This is a genomic window from Streptomyces sudanensis, assembly GCF_023614315.1.
Taxonomy (GTDB): domain Bacteria; phylum Actinomycetota; class Actinomycetes; order Streptomycetales; family Streptomycetaceae; genus Streptomyces; species Streptomyces sudanensis.
Genome location: NZ_CP095474.1, coordinates 2,632,306 through 2,650,758 on the forward strand (window position 1 = coordinate 2,632,306; position 18,453 = coordinate 2,650,758).

An 18,453-nucleotide genomic window follows, 5' to 3' on the forward strand; every position below is an offset into this window, starting at 1 on the left:
CTNCCCCGGCGTCCGTCTCCCGCTGCTCCCCCGCCGCGCCCCTGGCCCAGCCGGGCGCCGGACGCTCCGCCGGGCCGGCCGTCGGGCTGTGCGTCACCGTGACCGGGGCGTCCATGACCGTGACCGCCGCGGCCGACTGCGCCTGCACCGTCTCCGGCACGTGGACCGCCCGCCGGAGCGAGGAGGACGGCGCCGCCTCCGGCACGCTGGGCACCCGGGCCGACTACCCCGGCCCCGGCACGTACACGATCACGGCGGCCGTCGCCGTCGACGGCACCGACCGGACCGCGTCCCTGCCCCTGAAGGGCACCGCCACCGGGACGTTCACCCTCACCGCGCCGAAGCCCGCGCCCTCCCACACGATCGAGGTCGCGCCCCCGGCCGCGCTCACCCCCGGAGCGACGACGACCCTCACGTACACGGTGGAGCGGACCGGCGACGACGGGGACGCCAGCGCGCGCTTCGGGCTCATCGGCGAACCGGGCACCGGCATCGAGCTGGCCTCCACGGACGTCCGCTGCGTCAACCCGCTGACCGGCCGCTACCCGGCGACGACCCGCAGCGCGCACGCCCTGGACTGCTCGCTCACCGACCTCCAGCCCGGCCGCCCGGCCCGCGTCACCGTCCACGTCACGCTGCCGCCGGGCACCTGCTCGACGGTCGTGTCCAAGCTGGGCTACTGGACGCCCAAGGGGCAGCAGGTGGCGGGCGCGATGCTCAACGGGCCGACCGTGAAGTGCGCCTGATCCAGCGGCCGTACCCGGCGCGCCACCCGTACCCGGCGCGCCTGGCGCGCCGGGCGTGACCGGCGTACCGCCCGCGGGGTGGGGCGGCGGCGGGGCCGCCGTTCACGCCGCCCCGCCGTTCACGCCGTCCCGCCGCCACCGCCCCGGCGGCGCGCCTTCCGCAGGCCGAACAGCAGCGCCGCGCCCACCGCGGCCAGGACCACCGCGTAGCCCGGGACCCCGGACGCCGCGTCGCCGCCGGCCGCCCCGCCCGTCGCGGCGGCCGGCCCGGACGCGCGGTCCGAAGGACTCGACGGCTCCGCGACCGTGCCCTCCACCGGCACCCGCACGACCTGGCTCCGCTCGCCCTCCGTGCCAAACAGCAGCGCCGACCCGTCCGCCGTGTACGTGACGGACTCCGACTGGCCCAGGACCGGCGCCCGCACGCGGTCGTCGGCGCCGAGCCGCCCGCCCTCCCAGGCGTAGCCGCGGGCGCTGAAGTAGCCGCGCAGGACCAGCCGCGTACCGTCCGGGGAGAACGCGCCGTCCGTCACCCACGGCACCTCCCCGACGCGCCGGAACACGTTGACGCCCCGCGCGGACAGCTTCGCCGGGCCCTCGTACAGGCCGCCGCCCTCCTCGTTCTTCGACGCGATGTAGACCCGGCCGGTGCGCGGGTGCACCATCAGCGCCTCAGCGTCGCGGGGGCCGTCCTCGTAGCGCACCGTGTACTGGGTGGCGTCGACGGTGGTGTCGCGCAGCCGCTCCGGCTCGCGGAAGCGGTAGACCCACACGTGCTTCCAGGAGCCGTTCAGGTTGTCGCCTATGTCGCCGACGTACACATGGCCGTCGGGGCCGACGGAGATCGCCTCCATGTCGCGGGGCTTGCCGACGCCGCGCAGGGTGACCGTCGCGACGGTCTGGCCGGTGCGCCCGTCGACGGCGAAGACCCGCGGCTCGTCCTGGTCGTTGTGGGTCCAGTACACGCCGGGGTGGGCGCGGCTCGCGGCGAGCCCGCTGGACTCGGTGATGCGGGGGTCGGTGAGCGTGAACCCGTCACCGTCGCCGTCCCCGGCCGCGGCGGCCGGCCCGGCGGCGCCCGCCGCGAGGAGGAGCGCCGCGACGAGGACCGCGGACGCGCGGCGGCCGCGGGCGCCGCGGGCGGAGGTACGGGGAGCCGAGGCGCGGAGAGCCGAAGCGCGAGGAGCCGAGGCGCGGGGAGCCGAAGCGGGGGCTCGGAAGGCGAAGGCTCGGAGGGCGGAGGCGCGCAGGGATGCCATGCCGTCCAGTGTCCACGGTCGCCCGGCACCGGAACCCGCGGACCGCCCCCGGCGGACGTCCCCGGCCACACTGTCCGGCCACGCGCTCCGGCCATACGGCCCGGCCACGTGTCCACGGTCACGGCTCCCCGGCGGACGGCCCGGCCACGTGCCCACTCGGATCACGGGGCATCAAGAATTCCATGATCTTGGAAATCCGCGCCTGCCGCGTTCCCACAACCCCGGCGGGCCGGCAGGCCGTTGCGCACCGGACGTCGAGCAATTACGCCGGATTCCTGCCCCGGCGAGCGGTGGGGCACTGGCGATCCCGGCCGAAAACATGACTTTTGCGTCTTGATTCCGGCTTCCGCAGCCGCGCCCCCAAGCGTGAACATATTGACACCTTGCGCTTCATCGGCAATAAGGAGTGGATGTGTCTTCCGCATATCCCGAAGCCACATTAGAAGCAGCGGTTCCGCTGGGCGGGCTCCCCTCTCCCGCGGCCATCGAAAAAATAGCACGAAAACACCTGGAGAATCACGGGTACTTATATCTCTTCGATGTACCCGACGACTTCGACCACTTGGGATTCCTGAGAGCGTTCGGGGAGTTCGTGCCGCAGTACGACGGCCGACTGGTGTGGGACCTCAAGCCCGAGCCGGACATGGACGACGTGTATCACTCCAGGAACACCAGGAGCCTGGTGCCCCACACCGAAGCCTATGAATACCCTGGACTGCCGCCCCGGTACCTGGCTCTGTGGTGCGTCAGGCCCGCGCGCGGTCCGGGCGGGGAGACGACGCTGGCCGACGGGTACGCCTGGCTGCGGACGTTCTCCTCCGAAGAACGCGAGATCATGCGCACACGCCGGTACGAGTGGACCACCAGCGAGGGACTCGTCCGACGAGGGGTGAAATGGGGAAATCGCCACCCCATTCTGGAGTCCCGGGACGGGGTGGATGTCCTGCGGTACTCGGCCAACAATGTGAACGCCGATGGCGACGACTTCCTCCCCGGGTTCCTGCGCAGCGGTACGGAATTCTTCGAGGAGAACTGCATCGGTGTGCGCATAGCGCGGAACTGCCTGCTGCTCTGGGACAACTGGCGGATGCTGCACTCGCGGACCTCCTTCAAGGACAGCGGCCGCCACCTTCGACGGGTGTTGATTTCGGCATGAGTCGCTATGTACGAACGATCGGCATCATCGGCGGACTCGGGCCGCTGGCCGGCGCCCATTTCTACCGGCGTCTGGTGGATCTGTCCCATGCCGCTTCCGACCAGGAACATCCGCGCGTCGTGCTCGTGTCGGACCCGTCCCTGCCCAGCCGGCTCGACCACCTCCGGGGGCGGGGGCCGTCGCCCCTGCCCGCCCTGATCGAGGTGGCCACCCGGTTGGTGAGCGCCGGGGCCGAGGTGCTGGCACTCCCCTCGGTCACCACACACGCCTACTACGAGCAGTTGCAGGCCGCCCTCCCCGTCCCGGTGGTGAACGCCCTGGACGCGGTGACCGGGGCGCTCAAGGGTGTGGGTGCCCGGAGCGTCGCCCTCGCCGTGACGACGCCGGCGCGCGAGTCCGGGCTGTTGCAGGGCCGGCTGGCACGGGCCGGGGTCGCCGTCCACACTCCCGGCGAGCGGGAGCAGACGGCGATCCAGGACATCGTCGACGGTGTCAAGTCCGGGAAGAAGCCGGAACTGCTCGCCGAACGGCTCGGCTGCGTGCTCACCGGTTCCTGGGCTTCGGCCGCGGGGACCAGGCTGATCGGCTGCACCGACATATCGCCGGTGGCCGGGCACGTCCGGGACCTGGACTTCATGGATGTGGCGGATGCCTATGCCGAGGCCGTCCTCGCGGCCGCATCGGCATGAGCGGCGGAAACCGGGTTCAAGACAGATGGCGGAAACGTGCAACTGAGTACATTGATGGCCCTGCTCGTCGTCGCCGGATTCGCCGGCTGGATTGACGCCGTCGTCGGCGGCGGCGGCCTTGTTCAGGTGCCGGCCCTCCTCCTGGCCTTCCCCCACCTCGAGCCGGCCACGGCACTGGGCACCAGCAAAGTGGCCGCCATAGCCGGTACCGCCGTCGCGGCGGGGATCTACGCCCGCAGAACACGGGTGGACCTCACCTTGGGCGTCGGTGTGGGACTGGTCGCCTGCGGCAGCGCCGGATTGGGGGCACTGGCCGCGGCGACCGTGCCCTCCGAGATGTTCCGGCCCCTGCTGATATGCGTCCTGGTCGCGGTGGCCGTGTTCATGGCCGTGCGCCCCCGGTTCGGTACGGCCGTCCGGCATCCGCAGGCCGGCCGGCGGAGGATCCTGCTGACGTTCCTGGTCGCCGGATGCCTGCTGGGCTTCTACGACGGTTTCATCGGCCCTGGTACCGGGACGTTCCTCATCCTCGCCCTCACCGGGATACTCGGCCTCGATCTGGTCCGGAGTTCAGCCAACGCGAAGGTGATCAATCTCGTCACCTACGTCGGCGCCATCACCGTGTTCGCGATCGGCGGCCATGTCATGTGGCTGCTCGGCGCGGCAATGGGAGTCATGAACATCGTCGGAGCACGTGTCGGTGCGAACATGACCCTGACCAGGGGTGCGGGATTCGCCCGCGTCGTACTGATGCTCACCGTCTGCGGCCTCGCCGTACGCCTGGCCTTCTTCTAGTGTCCTGAGTCGTTAGTTCGTGTGCAGTACGCGGCGAGGGTGCCGAGGATGTCGTCGGCGGTCTTGGTCCACACGAACGGTTTGGGGTTCTTGTTCCACTCGTTGATCCATCGGCGGATGTCGCGTTCGAGTTCGGTGACGCTGCGGTGGGCCGAGCGGCGGAGTTTGCGGCAGGTCAGCTCGGCGAACCAGCGCTCGACGAGGTTGAGCCAGGAGGCGGAGGTGGGGGTGAAGTGCAGGTGGAAGCGGGGGTGTCGCAGCAGCCACTTCTTGACCGCTTCGGTCTTGTGGGTGGCGTAGTTGTCCAGGACCAGGTGCAGGTCCAGGTTCTTGGGTACGGCGGCGTCGATGGTCTTCAGGAAACGGAGGAACTCCTGGTGGCGGTGGCGTCGGTAGTGCTGGGCTATGACCGAGCCGGAGGCGATGTCCAGGGCGGCGAACAGGCTGGTGGTGCCGTGCCGGACGTAGTCGTGCGTCATCCGCGCCGGCGTGGTCGGCGACATGGGCAGCACCGGCTGGGTGCGGTCCAGGGCCTGGATCTGCGACTTCTCGTCCACCGCCAGCACCAGGGCGTTCTCCGGCGGGGACAGGTAGATGCCGACCACGTCGCGGACCTTGGTCACGAACTGCGGGTCGGTGGACAGCTTCCATGTCTGCACGATGTGCGGCTTGAGGCCGAACGCCCGCCAGATCCGCGAGACGGCCGACTGCGACATGCCCGCGGCTTGGGCCATCGACCGCGTCGACCAGTGCGAATCCCCCGAAGGGGGCGCCTGGTCCAGGGTCCGGGCGACCAGGGACTCCACCTGCTCGTCGGTGATCCGGCGCGGGGCACCGGAGCGCGGAGCGTCGACCAGCCCCTCAAGACGGTCGGCAGCGAACCTGGACCGCCACTTGCGCACCGTCTCCCGCGAGATACCGAGCTCTTGCGCGACCTGCGCGTTCGGGCGGCCCTCGGCACACGCCAGCACGATCCTCGCGCGCAGCACCAGGGCCTGCCCCGCGGTCCGCTTGCGCAACCAGCCCCGCAGAACCCTGCGCTCGCGCTCGGACAACTCCAATGACAACGGCTTCGGACCCGGCATCCCCCAACCCTACAACCGCCAACGAACTAACGACTCAGAACACTAGGGTCCCTGAATCCCCGCCCGGACGCCGACGGCACTTCCATCACGGTCGTCAACGGCCCCGGGGAGCCCCTTGGCGCCCGCTCGGCGGGGCGCCGGAGTGGCGGGTGGCCCCGGAGCCGGGCCCGGCCGTCGGTCCGCCGGCTTCCCTGTGGTGTCCGAGGAAGGTGAAGGACCCACCGCTCACCCGGTAGAGGAAGAGGCCTTCGTTGTCGTAGTAGCCCCCGCCGGCCGTCGAGCGGGAGAGTGTGCGGGTGATGCCGCGGTAGCGGACGTCCTGTACGCGCCAGACGATGGAGCCCCGGTCCGTCACGGGCGTCCGGCCGTGTGTCATGGCCTCGGCGAGGAAGAGGACCGCGTCGTACGTCTCGGCGGCCCACCAGGGGGGCGCCGTCCCGAACCTCGCGCGGTAGGCGGCGGTGAACGCCCTGGCGGCGGGGACACGGGTGGCGTCGACGAAGGGGGTGGTGAACACCCACCCCTCCGCGGCGGCGCCCGCCGCCCGCAGGAACCGCGTGCCGAAGCCCTGGCGGATTCCCATGCGTACGCCGGTGTACCCCGTCGACGCGAGGGCCCGGGCAAGGGCGGCGGTGCGCTGCTCGTCGCCCGTGAACAGCAGGGCGTCGACACGGTCCGCCCTCACCCCGGCGGCGAGGCCCTCGGCGTCCATCGCCCGGCCGACGGCCCTGGTCGTGACGGTGCGGCCGGCATCCCGCAGGCTCGTGGCGACCTGTCGGCACACCTTCCAGCTCAAGTCCCCCTGCGTCCGGTCGTCGAGGAGCACCACCCGGTGGACACCGTCGGCGCGGCCTATGTAGCGGGCGCAGGGGATCGCCATGAACTGGTCGGCAGGACGGCCGAGGAGGTACGTCTGGAGAAGGTTGGTCTCACGGGACCCGTAGTGGACGTCATCGGGTGATACCGCCACCGTGAGCAGCGGCGCCGCGTGGTACACCGGCACGGCGGCCAGTGCGCAGGCGTCGGTCGTCGGCCCCACCACCGCTCGTACCGAGGAGTCGGCGGCGACCCGTTCGGCGACGGTGGCCGCGCGCGAGGGTACGCCTCCGTCGTCGTGGACGGTCAGGCGGAACCGGAACGGTCTGGAACGCTGGCCGTTGACGTGATCGACGGCGATGAGCGCGCCGTTGCGCTGGGCCTGCCCGGTGGCGCCGGTCCCTCCCGACAGGTCCCCGTGGAAGGCCAGGGTCAGCACCGGCCGGTCCCGCGTCCCGCCACCGCCTGCCGCAACCGGATCCGACCGCGTCCGGGCCCACCACAGGAGGCCGGCGCCCGCCGCGGCGGCCCCCGCGACCGGGCCGATGACGAGGAGACGCCGACGGGTGGTGGAGGGTGATGGCCCGGTGCCGGCCGGCGCCGCGGTCACGGTCTCGGCGCCGGGCAGGGCGGTTCGCGGAGACGAAGACAGGGACGGAGACAGGGGCGGGGGCNGGGGCGGGGCTTCGGCCGTCCCGGCGGCGGTGACGCGCAGGGCCTGCGCCGACCGGTCCGCGATGAGGCGGATCACCGGCTCGGGCAGCCACGGTCCGGCACCGTCCCCGCCTCCCCCGAGGGCCTTGCGCACGGCCACCGGACCGGGCCGCTCCTGCGGCCGCTTGGCGAGGCAGGCCCTGACCAGCGGTGCCAGCTCTGCCGGCACACCGTCGAGGTCGGGTTCCTCGGTGACCGTGCGCAGCAGCGCGGCGGCGGCAAGACCGCCGCCGAAGGGACGTACGCCGGCGACCGCGTAGGCCAGGACGCAGCCCAGCGAGAACACGTCACTGGGCGGGCCGATCTCCGCGCGCCGCGCCTGTGCCTGCTCGGGGGAGAGGAACCCCGGTGAACCGACGACCATGCCGCTGGAGGTGAGGGCCGTACCGCGGGGAGAACGGGCGATGCCGAAGTCGATCAGACGGGGTCCGTCCACGCCGAGCAGGATGTTGCCCGGTTTGACGTCGCGGTGGACCAGGCCGGCCCGGTGGACCGCTTCCAGCGCCTCGGCCAGCCGCGACCCCAGTACCCGGACGGTGGGGTGCGGCAGGGGCCCGTGGAGCTCGACGGCCTCGGCGAGGGAAGGGCCGGGTACGAAGGCGGTCGCCAACCACGGCTCCCGGGCGTCCGGGTCCGCGTCGAGCAGCGGCGCGACCCAGCGGCTGGTCACGCCCCGGGCCGCGTCGGCCTCGCGACGGAACCGCGCCCGGAAGTCCTCGTCGCCGACGCGGGCGGTGTGGATGACCTTGACCGCCGCCACGGTGCCGGACGGCGACCGGGCCAGGTACACGACCCCCATGCCGCCCGCCCCGAGCCGGGCGAGGACGCGGAACGGCCCCACCCCGGCCGGATCGCCCGGACGCAGCGGGCGCATCAGGAGTATGTTCCCAGCGGAACCGGGCCCTCGCACCGGAACGCGCTCCGCTCGACGCGCCAGAGAAATATGCCATTGTTCCGGCTGATGGTGAGTTCCCCCGTCTTCTCGAAGGCGAGCCTCTTGGTGATGCCCTGGTACGGCGTGCCGCGTACCGCGGTCAGCAGGGCGGCGCGGGTGGGGCGGGCGGTTCCCAGCCTCTCCAGCCCCGCGAGGAACATGTTCGCGGTGTCGTACGCCTCGACGGAGTACCGCGCGGGCGCGCCCCCGAAGCGCCGCCTGTGGGCGGCGGTGAACGCCGCCCCGGCCGGGAGGAGCGCGGGGTCGGCGGCCGGGGCCACCGCGAGCCAGCCCTCGGCGGCTTCTCCTGCCGCGGTGAGGAACCGCTCGTCGAGGATCGGCTGGGTCGAGAGGCGCGCCCCGGTGAAGCGGCGGTCATGGAGGACCCTGGCGATCTGCGCCGCCCGGTCGGGGTAACCGGCGAAGACGACGGAGTCGGCGCCCGCTTTCAGCATCGCGTCCGCGACCGGGCGGAAGTCCTTACGCAGGGCACTGACGACCCTGGGTACCTGCGGGTGCCCCTCGTCGTGCAGCAGGTCACTGAGGTTGTTGGCGACCGCCCAGGCGTGGTTGCCGGCCGCGCGGTCCTCGACGATACCGACTCGCCGCGACTTGGCGAACCCGCGCAGGTAGATGCTCAGGGAGACCGCCAGGAGAGCATCGGCGAAACGGGCCTGCAAGAAGGAGCGATACCCCTGAATGGTGAGGCTCGTCGCTCCGGGGGAGACGGCGGCCACGGGCACCAGGGCCGCGTCGTACGCCATCAGGCAGGCTTCCGCGGTGGCGTCGGTGGTGGGGCCCACGACGGCGAGCACCGCGGGGTCCGCCGCCAGCGTCTTCGCGACGCGGGACGCGGCCCGTGGATCGCCGCCGTCGTCCTCCGTCCTGACGGCGAGCGTGTACGGGCGTCCGCGGCGAGCGTTGAACTGCTCCACGGCGAGGCGCAGCCCGCGCTCCTGGGCCCGGCCGGTCGCCTTGTCGGCGCCGCTCAGGTCGGCGTGCAGGGCGAGGGTGTACCGCGGGCGGCGCGGCTTCACCGCCGGTGCGGCCTCCTCGCGGCCCACGGCCGCCCACAACGCCGTCCCGCCTCCCGCCGCCACCAGGGCCGCCCCTCCCGACAGAGCCAGGAAGCGCCGTCGGCCCGCCGCGGCACCGGGTTCGTCGGCGGCGTTCCCGCCCTCGACGGCCGGGGCGGACCGCCCGGGGCCGCGCGTGCCGGCGGCATCGCCACTGACGAATTCTCCCGAGACCTCGGTGTCGTCGATGCCGGGCAGGTCGAGCGCGGCGGTGGAGCGTTCGGCGATGAGCCGGAGCACCGGTTCCGGAAGCCACCGGGCGGGTTCCTCCGCGCCCGTCCCGCCCTCCGCCAGGGCGCGGCGCACCTCAACGGCGGTCGGGCGGAGCCGCGGGTCCTTCTCCAGGCACCCGCCGATTACCCCGGCCGTCTCCTCCGGTACCCCGTCGACGTCGGCGTCGTCGTGCACCGTCCGGTAGAGCAGTGCGTCGACCGGTCCGGTACCGAAGGGGGGCCGACCGGTCGCCGCGTACACGAGGACGCAACCGAGGGAGAACATGTCACCGGCCGGGCCGACCCGCGCCACGTCACCGGCGCCCGCCTGCTCGGGGGCGAGGTAACCGGGCGTACCGACCACGATCCCGGTGGCCGTGAGCGAGGTGTCCTCAGGGGCCCGGGCGATCCCGAAGTCGATCAGCCGGGGCCCGTCGGGGGCCAGGAGGACGTTGCCGGGTTTGACGTCCCGGTGCACCAGGCCGACGGCATGGATGTCGTCGAGCGCTTCGGCGAGACGGGCCCCCAGTACCCTCAGCCCCCACGGTGGCAGCGGTCCGTGGAGCGCGACGGCCTCCGCGAGCGAGGGCCCCGGCAGGAACTCGGTGGCCAGCCACGGCGCGGCGTCGTCCGGCCCCGCGTCGACCAGGCGCACCGCCCAGCGGCTGGAGATCCGCCGGGCCGCCTCCACCTCGCGCCGGAACCGCTCCCGGAAGCCCGCGTCGTCGGCGTACTCCTCCTGCACGACCTTGACCGCCACCAGGCTCCCGCCAGGCGTACGTGCCAGGTAGACGACACCCATGCCGCCCTCGCCGAGCCGTCCGAGCAGTCGGTGCCCCGCGATGCGCGCGGGGTCGGATCGACGCAGCGGGTCCATCACTCCTCCCGCCCGGTCCGTGTCTTGACGGAATCGACCATCTGGAAGGACGAATCGGTGAACCAGCGCTGCAATTCCTCGTCGGTGTGACCTCTGGCGCCCTTCACGGACACGCCGACGGTGACGGCCCCGACCCGCGCGACGCTCCAGGAATAGGAATGGGCCCCCTCGCGGGTGACGTACGTCCCGTTCTCATAGGCGCTGTCGTCCGCCCAGTCCTGGTGCCCCGTGCCGAAGACCGACCCGGCCGAGCGCAGCCCTGTCACGCGTTCACCGGGCCGGATCTCCTGCTCCCGGCAGCGCAGTGCCTCCTCCAGCGTGGCTGTCAGGTGCTGGTCGGCGGCTGCCTCGGAGGTGTGGACGGTCGCCACGGCGGTCACCCGGACCGTGCCCTTCCCGCCCCGGCCTGGCAGTTCGGCGTACCGCGAGAGCGACGCCAGGGCCGACGCGGGCAGCGGTTCGCGCTGCCACCGGCACTCCTCGTCCAGTACGGCCACGGTGCGCGGCCTGCTCTCGGCGACCGCCTGGGGCACGAAGTCCGGCCCCCAGTCCGTGGGGCGCAGGACGACGTGGTCCACCAGTTCCTCGGCCTGCGCGGCGTTCTTCGGCACCCGGGCGGGATCCGCCGTGAACGGTGCGGCGGAGGGACTGGCGGAGCCGGTGGGCTCCGGTGAAGCCGCCGGCGAGGGAGGCGGTGCAGGGGTCCCGCCGCCTTCCGGCGTACCGACCGAGCAGCCGGAGAGCAGGGCCGCAATCACCCAGACGGCGACCCCGCGACATCTCGAAGTACCTTTGTCAGCAAGCCGTTTGACGTTTGGCACGCGGCCCCCCGAAGCCCTCGACTCCCCCTTGGGGCAGGATCGTACGGCGGGGGTGCGCCGTGTGGAGGCCGTTCCGCGATTTCCGGGACCCGCGACGGCTCCGCCGCGCAAAACACCTGATGTCCCGATGCCGACGTGCCCCGAGGGGGTGAGCAGACAGCCGGGAGTGGTCGGTCCGTGGTCGGTCCGTGGTCGGTCCGGCTTACGCAACCCGCGCACACGCTGGGCAGTCCTACCGGATGCAGAGATCGGCACAACGGTCCTGCCGATGCATGGGCGCATGGGAAGAGAACGGGCGTCCGAGCGCTCGACCGGGGAGAGGGATGGCGAATCCGAACACCCAGGTGACCTGGGTCGACGCACGCGAAGGACTGCCGCGGGGCGGTGCACCGGTGGCGGTGGCGACCACGGGCCGGTACCCGGCCGACAGCGCCGAGCCCGAGGGCGCGCCGGGGGGAGGCGTTCTGGCCGGTAAGGCCGATGTACTTCACGACTCGGCACTTCAGTGAGGACGGAACGGAACACAGGGACTGCTTCGTCGACTCCGACGGATACGTCTATCTGCCCTATGGTCTTGCCGATGGTGAGACGGTGACCCACTGGGCTGAGCTGCCCACCCTGCCGGGCAGGACGACACGCCTCGTTCTCGGGGAGGACGTGCAGCCGGCGCTCCGGAACGCATGGCGTGCCGGCGGGCCCGACAGCTGACGCGCATCCCGTTCCGGGTGTCCGCCGGTCATTTCACGATGAGGTTCGGATTCGTCGCAAGCAGCTGATGCCGCAGGCGAGTTCGAGCAGGCCCTGGTGGAGGCCGGCCCGTCGCGCCAGACAACGCCGGCCCGCAATACGTACATGATTACGGCGAGGACCGCCCCGCCCGGAACACGCACTCGTCCGGGATGGCGACGGCGTCGTTCAGGAGCGGGTGGTGACGGTGGCGCCGCCCGCTCCCACAGATCGTCCAGGATGAGATGAGCACGCACCGGGATACCCCCGCCGACCGGGATCGCCGAGTGCAGGGCCGACGACTCGACTCATTCCAAAACGATCGGTCACCTCTCCTCCACGAGAGGTCGGAGCACATCCCTCAACTGGTCCTCGTTCAGCGCCCTCATGGCTCGCGCCGCAATCCCGCCTTGCCTGTCGATCACGATCGTAGACGGAATGAGCTGGGGATTCAGGCTCCCCTTGGGGAATTCAAGAAGAAGCTTTCCGTACGGGTCGTAGAAGCTGGGATAGGACACCCCGTAATCTTTCTCGAATTTCAACGGCTCGGTCTTGTCGCGGTTTCGGGTGTTTATTCCGACGAACTCCACCCCGTCGGCCTTGAGGTCCTTGGCGACCTTGGCGAGGTGAGGTGCCTCGGCACGGCAGGGCGTGCACCACGACCCCCACACGTTGAGCACGATCACTTTTCCCTTATACGCACCGAGGTCGATCTTTCTGCCCTGCAGGGTCTCCCCGGTAAGTCGTGGCGCCTTCATCCGATGTGCTTCTTCGACCCTGTCGATGCCGTCGCCACTCGTCACGAAACCGGAATCCGGATGACCACCCTTGCCGGAGCCGCCCCAAGCGCAGGCGGACAGCAAAGAGAGGAGCGCGACAGACGCGAGGGTCGGGACCCGAGGGCGTCGTACCCGCCCTCGGGAAATACGAATGGACGTGCCGTCGACAGCCATGCCGACAGTTTCCCACAGGGACGGACCTCGGCTTCGACCCTGACGTCGACTTCGGCCTCGACTTCGACTTCGAAAAGGCCGACATGCGAAGTCCGTCCACACATGACGCCGATATTCTCATGTCCGAAAAGGTCGGGGCGGCGGCGGTCGGCGGGCAGGAGTCCGGAGGTGAGCCCGCCGGGCTCCTCCGGGGTCGCCTCCGGGACGTTCACCGCGGCATCAGTGGAGGGGCGGCACTTCCTCCACTGGACGGTCGCGGTCGGCCTCCGGAGCGGACCGGCAGCGAGAGCCCGTAGGGAAACCGGTGCTGCGGCCGTTCCCCGCGGACGCGCGGAGGGCCGATGACCAAGACGACCGGTATCACGAGGACCCCCGGGAGACCCGATCGAGAACTTTCGGCCGAAACGAGCCGACCCCAGCCGACCCCAGCCGACCCCAGCCGACCCGAGCCACTCCTCCGCGAGGCCGGGGAGGTCGAGGAGCCCGGGGAGGTCGGCGAGGCCGGGGAGGTCGGCGAGGCCGGGGAGGTCGGGGAGGCCGCCGCGTTTTACCCCGTAAGACTGTCCTGCCTTCTTCCCGAACCCCGGCCCGGCGTACCGCCGTCGGAGCGTTCACCGGGGGCGTGCGTCGTGGTGGGATGCGGGCGCGGGGTCAGCCCGGGAGCGCCGCGCCGCCGTCGGACCGGTGGCGCTCCCATTCGGTCCGGGTCAGGACGTACTCGACCTCCCCGTGCTCCGAGCCCTCGATCGTCTCCGGCCAGTCCTCGAAGAAGGTGCGGACGTACTCCAGGCCGGCCTTCTCCATGACGCGGCGCGAACCGGCGTTGACCGCCATGGTGTAGGCCGTGATCCGCTCCACGCCCAGCTTCGTGAAGGCCCGTTCGACCAGGGCCCGGGAGCCCTCGGTGGCGTATCCGCGCCCCCATGCGGCCCGGCGCAGCCGATAGCCGAGCTCGACGGCCTCCGCACTGTCCTCCTCCAGCGGGCGCAGCTCGAACCATCCGAGGAACTCCCCCGTCGCCCGCTCCCGCACCGCCCAGTAACCGGGCAACCCGGTGCACGGGTGCCGGCGCAGCATCCTCGGGAGGATCTCCTTCCGCACCGTCTCGGGCGGGGTCGGCCGCCCCCCGGTGAGGTACCGCATCACCTCCGGATCGGCGTCCAGCTCGATGAGGAGGCCCTCGTCGTGTGCGGTGAAGGGGCGCAGTTCGAGGCGCTCGGTGGTGAGGAAGGGCTCCACGGTGTCCATGGGCCGATTCTGACGAGTCGCCCCCGCCCCTTCCACCCATTTCGAGGCGCCCCCCTTCCGGCACACCCGTAGGGCCGCGGGCCCGTGGGCTTCGGTGGGCTCGTGGGCTCCGGGGCGGGCTCCCGTGGGCCTCGGCCGGGGTCCCGTAGGGGTGGCGCGGTTCGCCGGTACGGGAAGGGGAGCCGTACCGGCCGGGGCTGGCAGGGCTGCCGGGGCTGCGTGACTGCCGGGGCTGCCGGGGCTGCCGGGGCTGCCGGGGCTGCGTGACCGCCGCGGTCTCCGCCCGGTTGCGCGCCGGTGTCCCGGCCGAGATCCGGCGGGCGTAGGCCGCTTCCCCTCACCGGCTGCGGGACACTCGGGCCCCGGGACGTGCGGTACGGCCCGGGGCGCTCCGGGCTACCTTCCCCCCATGACAGGCACTCAGGGGCACGCGCCCGCCTTCCCGTCGCTCTCCGCCGAGCAGGTGGCGGCGCTCCCACTCGAAACCCTCGCCCGCAGCGTCGCGGTCGACCTGCTCGCGCCGGGCGGTGGTTCGCCGAGCGTCCGCAACTGGGTGCGCGGCATCCGCCGCGACCTCCGGAAGAACTCCGAGGCGATGCGCGCGATCAGCGAGGCCGTGGCGTGGCTGCGGCACCGGATGATCCTGGTCGACGACCTCGGCGTCGGCGCGGAGGGCGACTGGGTGGTACTGAGCCGTCAGGGCGCCCGGTGGCTGCGGGGCGGTGCGCTCCCGCACGACACCACCGGGTGACCGACTCCACGGCCACCGGATGACCGCCCGCACGACCACCGGATGACCGCCCGTACGACCACCGGATGACCGCCCGTACGGCCATGCGCGATCGGGCGGATCGGTAGGGGCCGGGGCGGACCCGCGCGCCACCCCGGCCCCCACCGGCCCACGCCAGTCACCCGGCCGCCCCACCGCCCAACTGACCGACCACCCGACCACCCGGCCGCCCGGCCGGTGCGCCGTTCAGGCGGTACGCCGTACCGGCTCCGCTCCGGTCCGGGTCAGGAAGTCGGTGATCGCCTCGGCGAGCCGTTCCGGCTGGTCCTCGGGGACGAGGGTGGAGGAGTCCCCGATCTCGACCAGCCGGCCCTCCGGGTACAGCCCCGCCAGCCGGGGGCCGTGTTCGCGCGGCATCAGCGGGTCCTCGGTCGCCCACACCACCAGTACCGGGCCGTCGAAGCTCCTCAGCCGGCCGCTCCAGTCCAGCAGGGTCTTCCGCCCCGGCGCCGAGGTGGCGAACCTGGCGAAGTCCCTGCGGACGTCCCCGTTCCGGGCGATCGGGGTGAACCAGTCGTCCATGATCTCGTCCGGGACTCCGCGCAGGCTCAGCCCGCCGTACCCCCGGCGGCCGTTCCGGATCGAGGGGACGCGCATCAGCCGCGCCAGGAGCCAGGCCCCGCCGGGGACCTTGCAGACGGCGGCCGGCACCCTGGCCGGCCCCGGGGGGAAGTTGTCGAACGCCTCGCAGGCCACCAGCACCATCCGCGCGACCCGGTGCCCCTCCTCCAGCACCAGGAACTGGCCGCCGCCCCAGTCGTTGAGGACCAGGGTCACGTCGTCCAGGCCCAGCCGCTCGGTGAACTCGCCCAGCAGCCGGGCGACGCCCCGGTGGGACAGGTCGGCGTCCGGGCGCATAGGCCGCCGGTGCCCCCCGAAGGGCAGCGTGGGCAGGACGCAGCGGTAGCCGTCCAGCAGCGGTACGACTTTGCGCCACTGCCTCCCGTCCATCGGTACGCCGTGGCCGAACACCAGCACCGGGCCCGCGCCGCCGGTGTCCCGGTAGTGGATCGGTCCGGCGGACAGCTCGATCTCCGGCATGACGCCTCCACTTGATAGATCGTTCTACTGTAGTCTAGCGAGGGGCGACGGAGCGCGCCAAGAGCACGCGGAGGAGGAGCGGAGGGCCATGGGGCACGAGCAGCCGGACACGCGGACCCGGATCCAGGAGGCGGCCGCGGCGCTGTTCCGTCGCAACGGCTATCCGGGGACCGGCCTGAAGCGGATCGCGACGGAGGCGAACGCACCCTTCGGCTCGATCTACCACTTCTTCCCCGGCGGAAAGCAGCAGCTCGCCGAGGAGACGGTCCGCACGGCCGGAGCCGCGTACGGGCGGATGGTCCTGGCCCTGCTGGAGAGCGTCGCGGACCCGGTGGAGTCCGTCGAGCACGCCTTCGGTGCGGCCGCGGACGACCTCGCCGCGACCGGTTACGCCGACGCCTGCCCGATCGCCACGGTCGCGCTGGAGGTCGCGAACACCGACGAGGTCCTGCGGGTCGCGACGGCGGAGGTCTTCGCCGAGTGGGTCGAGGCCGGCGCGGGGTGGTTCGGCCGCTGGGTGCCCGACCGGGAGGCGGCGCGCTCACTCGCCCAATCGATGATCATGATCCTGGAGGGGGCGTTCGTGCTCTCCCGCGCCGCCCGCGACCCCGAGCCGCTGCGGGTGGCCGGCCGGACCATGGCCGCCCTGCTGCGCGCCGCCCTGGAGCGGACCGGCGTGGAGCGCACCGGCGTGGAGCGCACCGGCGTGGAGCGCACCGGCGAGGACTGATCCCGACGGACCAAGACCAGCGGGCGGCGGAGACGTACGGCGGGAAGACGTACGGCGGAAGACGTACGACAGGCCAGGACCGGCGGACGGCGGACGACAGGCCAAGACCGGCGGACGGCGGACCGGATGCCGGGGCCGGGCGGCCCGCTCCCCGGGGCTGGACGGTCCGCTTCCCGGGGCCGGGCGGTCCGCTTCCCGGGGTCGCCGTGCGGTGTCGAACGCTCAGGCGGAGGCGAAGACGAGGGAGACGCCGAGCGCCATCAGGACGGCGCCGATACTCCGGTTGAGGGCCTTCTGGCGGCGGAGCATGCGGCTGCGGAGGGCGGGGGCGGAGAAGAGGCCCGCGGCGAGCCCGAACCAGACCAGGTGGGTGAGGGCCATGAAGAGCCCGTAACCGGCCTGCTGGGCGAGGGAGGTGTCGCGGTGGACGACCTGGGTGTAGGTGCTGACGACGAAGAGCATGGTCTTCGGGTTGAGGGCGTTGGTGAGGAACCCGGTCCGCAGGGACTGCAGGCGGGAAGCGCGCGGCTCCGGGTCGGCGGCCTCCGTCGTCGTGTCGGCGGCCTCGGCGCGGGCCGAGAAGGTCTTGTAACCGATCCAGACCAGGTAGCAGGCGCCGACGATCTTGACGACGGTGAACAGGACGGGAGTCCCGGACAGCAGCAGGCCCACACCGAGCATGGTGTACGCCACGTGGACCAGGACCCCCAGGCCGATGCCCGCGGCGGCGAACAGGCCCGCGGTGCGGCCGTAGAGGTAGCTGTTGCGGACGATCATGGCGAAGTCGGCCCCGGGGCTGATGACGGCCAGGACCGTGATGACGGCGACGGCGATGATCTCGGCCACGGGACCGGCTCCTTGACTGCTGCGCGGTGGTGAGGGTCAGGCCTTGTGACGGTACGTGCTCAGCGGGGCGTCCCGGTACCCCGTACGGGACGGGTCTCCCTACGGGACGGCCCCCCCTACGGGACGGGTCGCCCCGCAGGNNGNGGCCNGNNCCGNNGGNGGGGCCGGNGCCGCAGGGTGGGGCCGGTGCCGCGGGGGCGCGTTCCTCCGGGAGGACGGCTCACGCCTCGCGCCGCGTCGTCAGCAGTACGGCGGCGGCGGGGACCGTCAGCGCGATCCCCTGGAGGAGCAGGCCGTCCGCCAGGACGGCGTCGGTGAGGGGCCGGGCACCGCCGGAGACGGTCCCGTACACCCACACCGCGGCCGCCACCGCGACGATCACCAGCGTCGCCCAGCAGCCGAGGCGGACGTCCAGCCGCGCCCGGGCGTCACCGCGGGAGCCCCGGCCGCCGCGCGTGACCAGGACGGCGCCCTCGGCGGTGAGCAGCAGGCCCAGGACCGGCCTCAGGCCGTCGCCGCCGAACACCAGCAGGGCGCCGGCCGCGACGTACCAGAGGCCGACGGCGAACGGCGGCACACGCAAGGTTCCCCTCCTCGGAGCAGGGCCGAACCCGCCTGTCCCGGCGTGCGGTTGGGCCGTGCCGCCAGCGTACCGGCGGGTGACACGGCAGCCGGGCGCGACAGCCGGACGCGCCCGGTGACCTGACCGGCCGTTCCCGTCCGAACCCTGTGAGGCCTGTAGGTCCCGTACGGTTCGCAGATCCCGTACGGGTCGCAGATCCCGTACGGGTTGTGCGTCTCCCGCGTCTCCTGCCGTCTCCCCCCCTCGTACCGTCTCCCCCCTCGGGCCGTCCCCTATGGCCCCCGGGTCTCGTACACCTCGTGCCGTTTCGTACGCCTCGTGTGTGAGGGGCGCCGGGCCCCGCCGGTCAGGGGGCG

At 72.5% G+C, this 18,453-nt stretch carries 16 protein-coding genes and 1 pseudogene; 6 read left to right on the top strand and 11 right to left on the bottom strand.

Annotated elements, in window-relative coordinates; translation table 11 throughout:
• Window positions 1–865: 865 nt before the first annotated feature.
• Window positions 866–2,005, bottom strand: coding sequence for a hypothetical protein (locus tag MW084_RS12180; protein ID WP_010473330.1), 1,140 nt, complete (start codon window positions 2,003–2,005; stop codon window positions 866–868).
• Between the two features lie 412 nt (window positions 2,006–2,417).
• Between MW084_RS12180 and MW084_RS12185 the strand changes: the two genes are divergently transcribed.
• Genes MW084_RS12185 through MW084_RS12195 form a run of 3 tightly spaced genes read left to right on the top strand, consistent with a single transcriptional unit; the run spans window position 2,418 to window position 4,645 of the window.
• A complete protein-coding gene (locus MW084_RS12185) occupies window positions 2,418–3,161 on the top strand; it encodes a TauD/TfdA family dioxygenase (RefSeq protein ID WP_158684351.1) in 744 nt (247 codons plus the stop codon).
• Window positions 3,158–3,850, top strand: a complete 693-nt coding sequence (locus MW084_RS12190) for an aspartate/glutamate racemase family protein (RefSeq protein WP_029553704.1) — start codon at window positions 3,158–3,160, stop codon at window positions 3,848–3,850. The genes MW084_RS12185 and MW084_RS12190 overlap by 4 nt, the downstream gene beginning before the upstream one ends.
• Window positions 3,851–3,886: 36 nt before the next feature.
• Window positions 3,887–4,645 carry a TSUP family transporter gene (locus MW084_RS12195; RefSeq protein ID WP_275563589.1) on the top strand — a complete coding sequence of 253 codons (759 nt, stop codon included), beginning with the start codon at window positions 3,887–3,889 and terminating at the stop codon, window positions 4,643–4,645.
• Here MW084_RS12195 and MW084_RS12200 read toward each other — a convergent pair.
• The 5 genes and pseudogenes from MW084_RS12200 to MW084_RS12215 form a co-directional block, all read right to left on the bottom strand.
• Window positions 4,642–5,730: an IS630 family transposase gene (locus MW084_RS12200; RefSeq protein WP_255128825.1), complete on the bottom strand. Its 1,089-nt coding sequence runs from the start codon at window positions 5,728–5,730 to the stop codon at window positions 4,642–4,644. The two genes, MW084_RS12195 and MW084_RS12200, sit on opposite strands and share 4 nt — an antisense overlap.
• 94 nt (window positions 5,731–5,824) lie before the next feature.
• Window positions 5,825–6,985, bottom strand: coding sequence for a branched-chain amino acid ABC transporter substrate-binding protein (locus MW084_RS12205; RefSeq protein WP_275563590.1), 1,161 nt, complete (start codon window positions 6,983–6,985; stop codon window positions 5,825–5,827).
• Between the two features lie 236 nt (window positions 6,986–7,221).
• Window positions 7,222–8,134: pseudogene (locus MW084_RS24580) on the bottom strand (serine/threonine-protein kinase); the annotation flags it as partial.
• Window positions 8,134–10,359 carry a bifunctional serine/threonine-protein kinase/ABC transporter substrate-binding protein gene (locus MW084_RS12210; protein ID WP_010469638.1) on the bottom strand — a complete coding sequence of 742 codons (2,226 nt, stop codon included), beginning with the start codon at window positions 10,357–10,359 and terminating at the stop codon, window positions 8,134–8,136. The gene MW084_RS12210 and the pseudogene MW084_RS24580, both read right to left, overlap by 1 nt.
• Window positions 10,359–10,970 (bottom strand): hypothetical protein, encoded by a 612-nt coding sequence (locus MW084_RS12215; protein WP_010469640.1) that lies wholly within the window; start codon window positions 10,968–10,970, stop codon window positions 10,359–10,361. Before MW084_RS12215 ends, MW084_RS12210 begins: the two co-directional genes overlap by 1 nt.
• Window positions 10,971–11,660: 690 nt before the next feature.
• On the opposite strand from MW084_RS12215, the gene MW084_RS24330 reads away from it, so the two are divergent.
• The gene (locus MW084_RS24330) at window positions 11,661–11,888 is read left to right on the top strand and encodes an AQJ64_40280 family protein (RefSeq protein ID WP_286157410.1); all 228 of its coding nucleotides are present in this window, start codon (window positions 11,661–11,663) and stop codon (window positions 11,886–11,888) included.
• 344 nt (window positions 11,889–12,232) lie between these two features.
• Here MW084_RS24330 and MW084_RS12230 read toward each other — a convergent pair whose 3' ends face one another.
• Together MW084_RS12230 and MW084_RS12235 are read right to left on the bottom strand one after the other, a co-directional pair.
• Window positions 12,233–12,859 (bottom strand): TlpA family protein disulfide reductase, encoded by a 627-nt coding sequence (locus MW084_RS12230; protein WP_050986736.1) that lies wholly within the window; start codon window positions 12,857–12,859, stop codon window positions 12,233–12,235.
• 651 nt (window positions 12,860–13,510) lie between these two features.
• Window positions 13,511–14,107 carry a GNAT family N-acetyltransferase gene (locus MW084_RS12235; protein WP_010469645.1) on the bottom strand — a complete coding sequence of 199 codons (597 nt, stop codon included), beginning with the start codon at window positions 14,105–14,107 and terminating at the stop codon, window positions 13,511–13,513.
• 409 nt (window positions 14,108–14,516) lie between these two features.
• On the opposite strand from MW084_RS12235, the gene MW084_RS12240 reads away from it, so the two are divergent.
• Complete coding sequence (locus tag MW084_RS12240) at window positions 14,517–14,858, top strand: hypothetical protein (RefSeq protein WP_010469646.1); 342 nt, start codon at window positions 14,517–14,519, stop codon at window positions 14,856–14,858.
• Between the two features lie 225 nt (window positions 14,859–15,083).
• Here the strand turns inward: MW084_RS12240 and MW084_RS12245 are convergent, their stop codons facing one another.
• Window positions 15,084–15,938, bottom strand: a complete 855-nt coding sequence (locus MW084_RS12245; RefSeq protein WP_010469648.1) for an alpha/beta fold hydrolase — start codon at window positions 15,936–15,938, stop codon at window positions 15,084–15,086.
• Between the two features lie 88 nt (window positions 15,939–16,026).
• Between MW084_RS12245 and MW084_RS12250 the strand changes: the two genes are divergently transcribed.
• Window positions 16,027–16,668: a TetR/AcrR family transcriptional regulator gene (locus MW084_RS12250; protein ID WP_010469650.1), complete on the top strand. Its 642-nt coding sequence runs from the start codon at window positions 16,027–16,029 to the stop codon at window positions 16,666–16,668.
• 222 nt (window positions 16,669–16,890) lie between these two features.
• On the opposite strand, the gene MW084_RS12255 is transcribed toward MW084_RS12250, so the two are convergent.
• Entirely contained in the window at window positions 16,891–17,514 is a 624-nt protein-coding gene (locus MW084_RS12255) for a LysE family translocator (protein WP_010469652.1), read from the bottom strand.
• 220 nt (window positions 17,515–17,734) lie between these two features.
• Window positions 17,735–18,097 (bottom strand): hypothetical protein, encoded by a 363-nt coding sequence (locus MW084_RS12260; RefSeq protein WP_158684306.1) that lies wholly within the window; start codon window positions 18,095–18,097, stop codon window positions 17,735–17,737.
• Between the last annotated feature and the right edge of the window lie 356 nt (window positions 18,098–18,453).

Excerpts from the sequence above, each read along its gene's own strand:
- MW084_RS12245 (WP_010469648.1), bottom strand. The coding sequence starts at position 15,938 with ATGCCGGAGATCGAGCTGTCCGCCGGACCGATCCACTACCGGGACACC.
- MW084_RS12210 (WP_010469638.1), bottom strand. The coding sequence starts at position 10,359 with ATGGACCCGCTGCGTCGATCCGACCCCGCGCGCATCGCGGGGCACCGA.
- MW084_RS12190 (WP_029553704.1), top strand. The coding sequence starts at position 3,158 with ATGAGTCGCTATGTACGAACGATCGGCATCATCGGCGGACTCGGGCCG.
- MW084_RS12235 (WP_010469645.1), bottom strand. The coding sequence starts at position 14,107 with ATGGACACCGTGGAGCCCTTCCTCACCACCGAGCGCCTCGAACTGCGC.
- MW084_RS12240 (WP_010469646.1), top strand. The coding sequence starts at position 14,517 with ATGACAGGCACTCAGGGGCACGCGCCCGCCTTCCCGTCGCTCTCCGCC.
- MW084_RS12180 (WP_010473330.1), bottom strand. The coding sequence starts at position 2,005 with ATGGCATCCCTGCGCGCCTCCGCCCTCCGAGCCTTCGCCTTCCGAGCC.
- MW084_RS12250 (WP_010469650.1), top strand. The coding sequence starts at position 16,027 with ATGGGGCACGAGCAGCCGGACACGCGGACCCGGATCCAGGAGGCGGCC.
- MW084_RS12230 (WP_050986736.1), bottom strand. The coding sequence starts at position 12,859 with ATGGCTGTCGACGGCACGTCCATTCGTATTTCCCGAGGGCGGGTACGA.
- MW084_RS12200 (WP_255128825.1), bottom strand. The coding sequence starts at position 5,730 with ATGCCGGGTCCGAAGCCGTTGTCATTGGAGTTGTCCGAGCGCGAGCGC.
- MW084_RS24330 (WP_286157410.1), top strand. The coding sequence starts at position 11,661 with ATGTACTTCACGACTCGGCACTTCAGTGAGGACGGAACGGAACACAGG.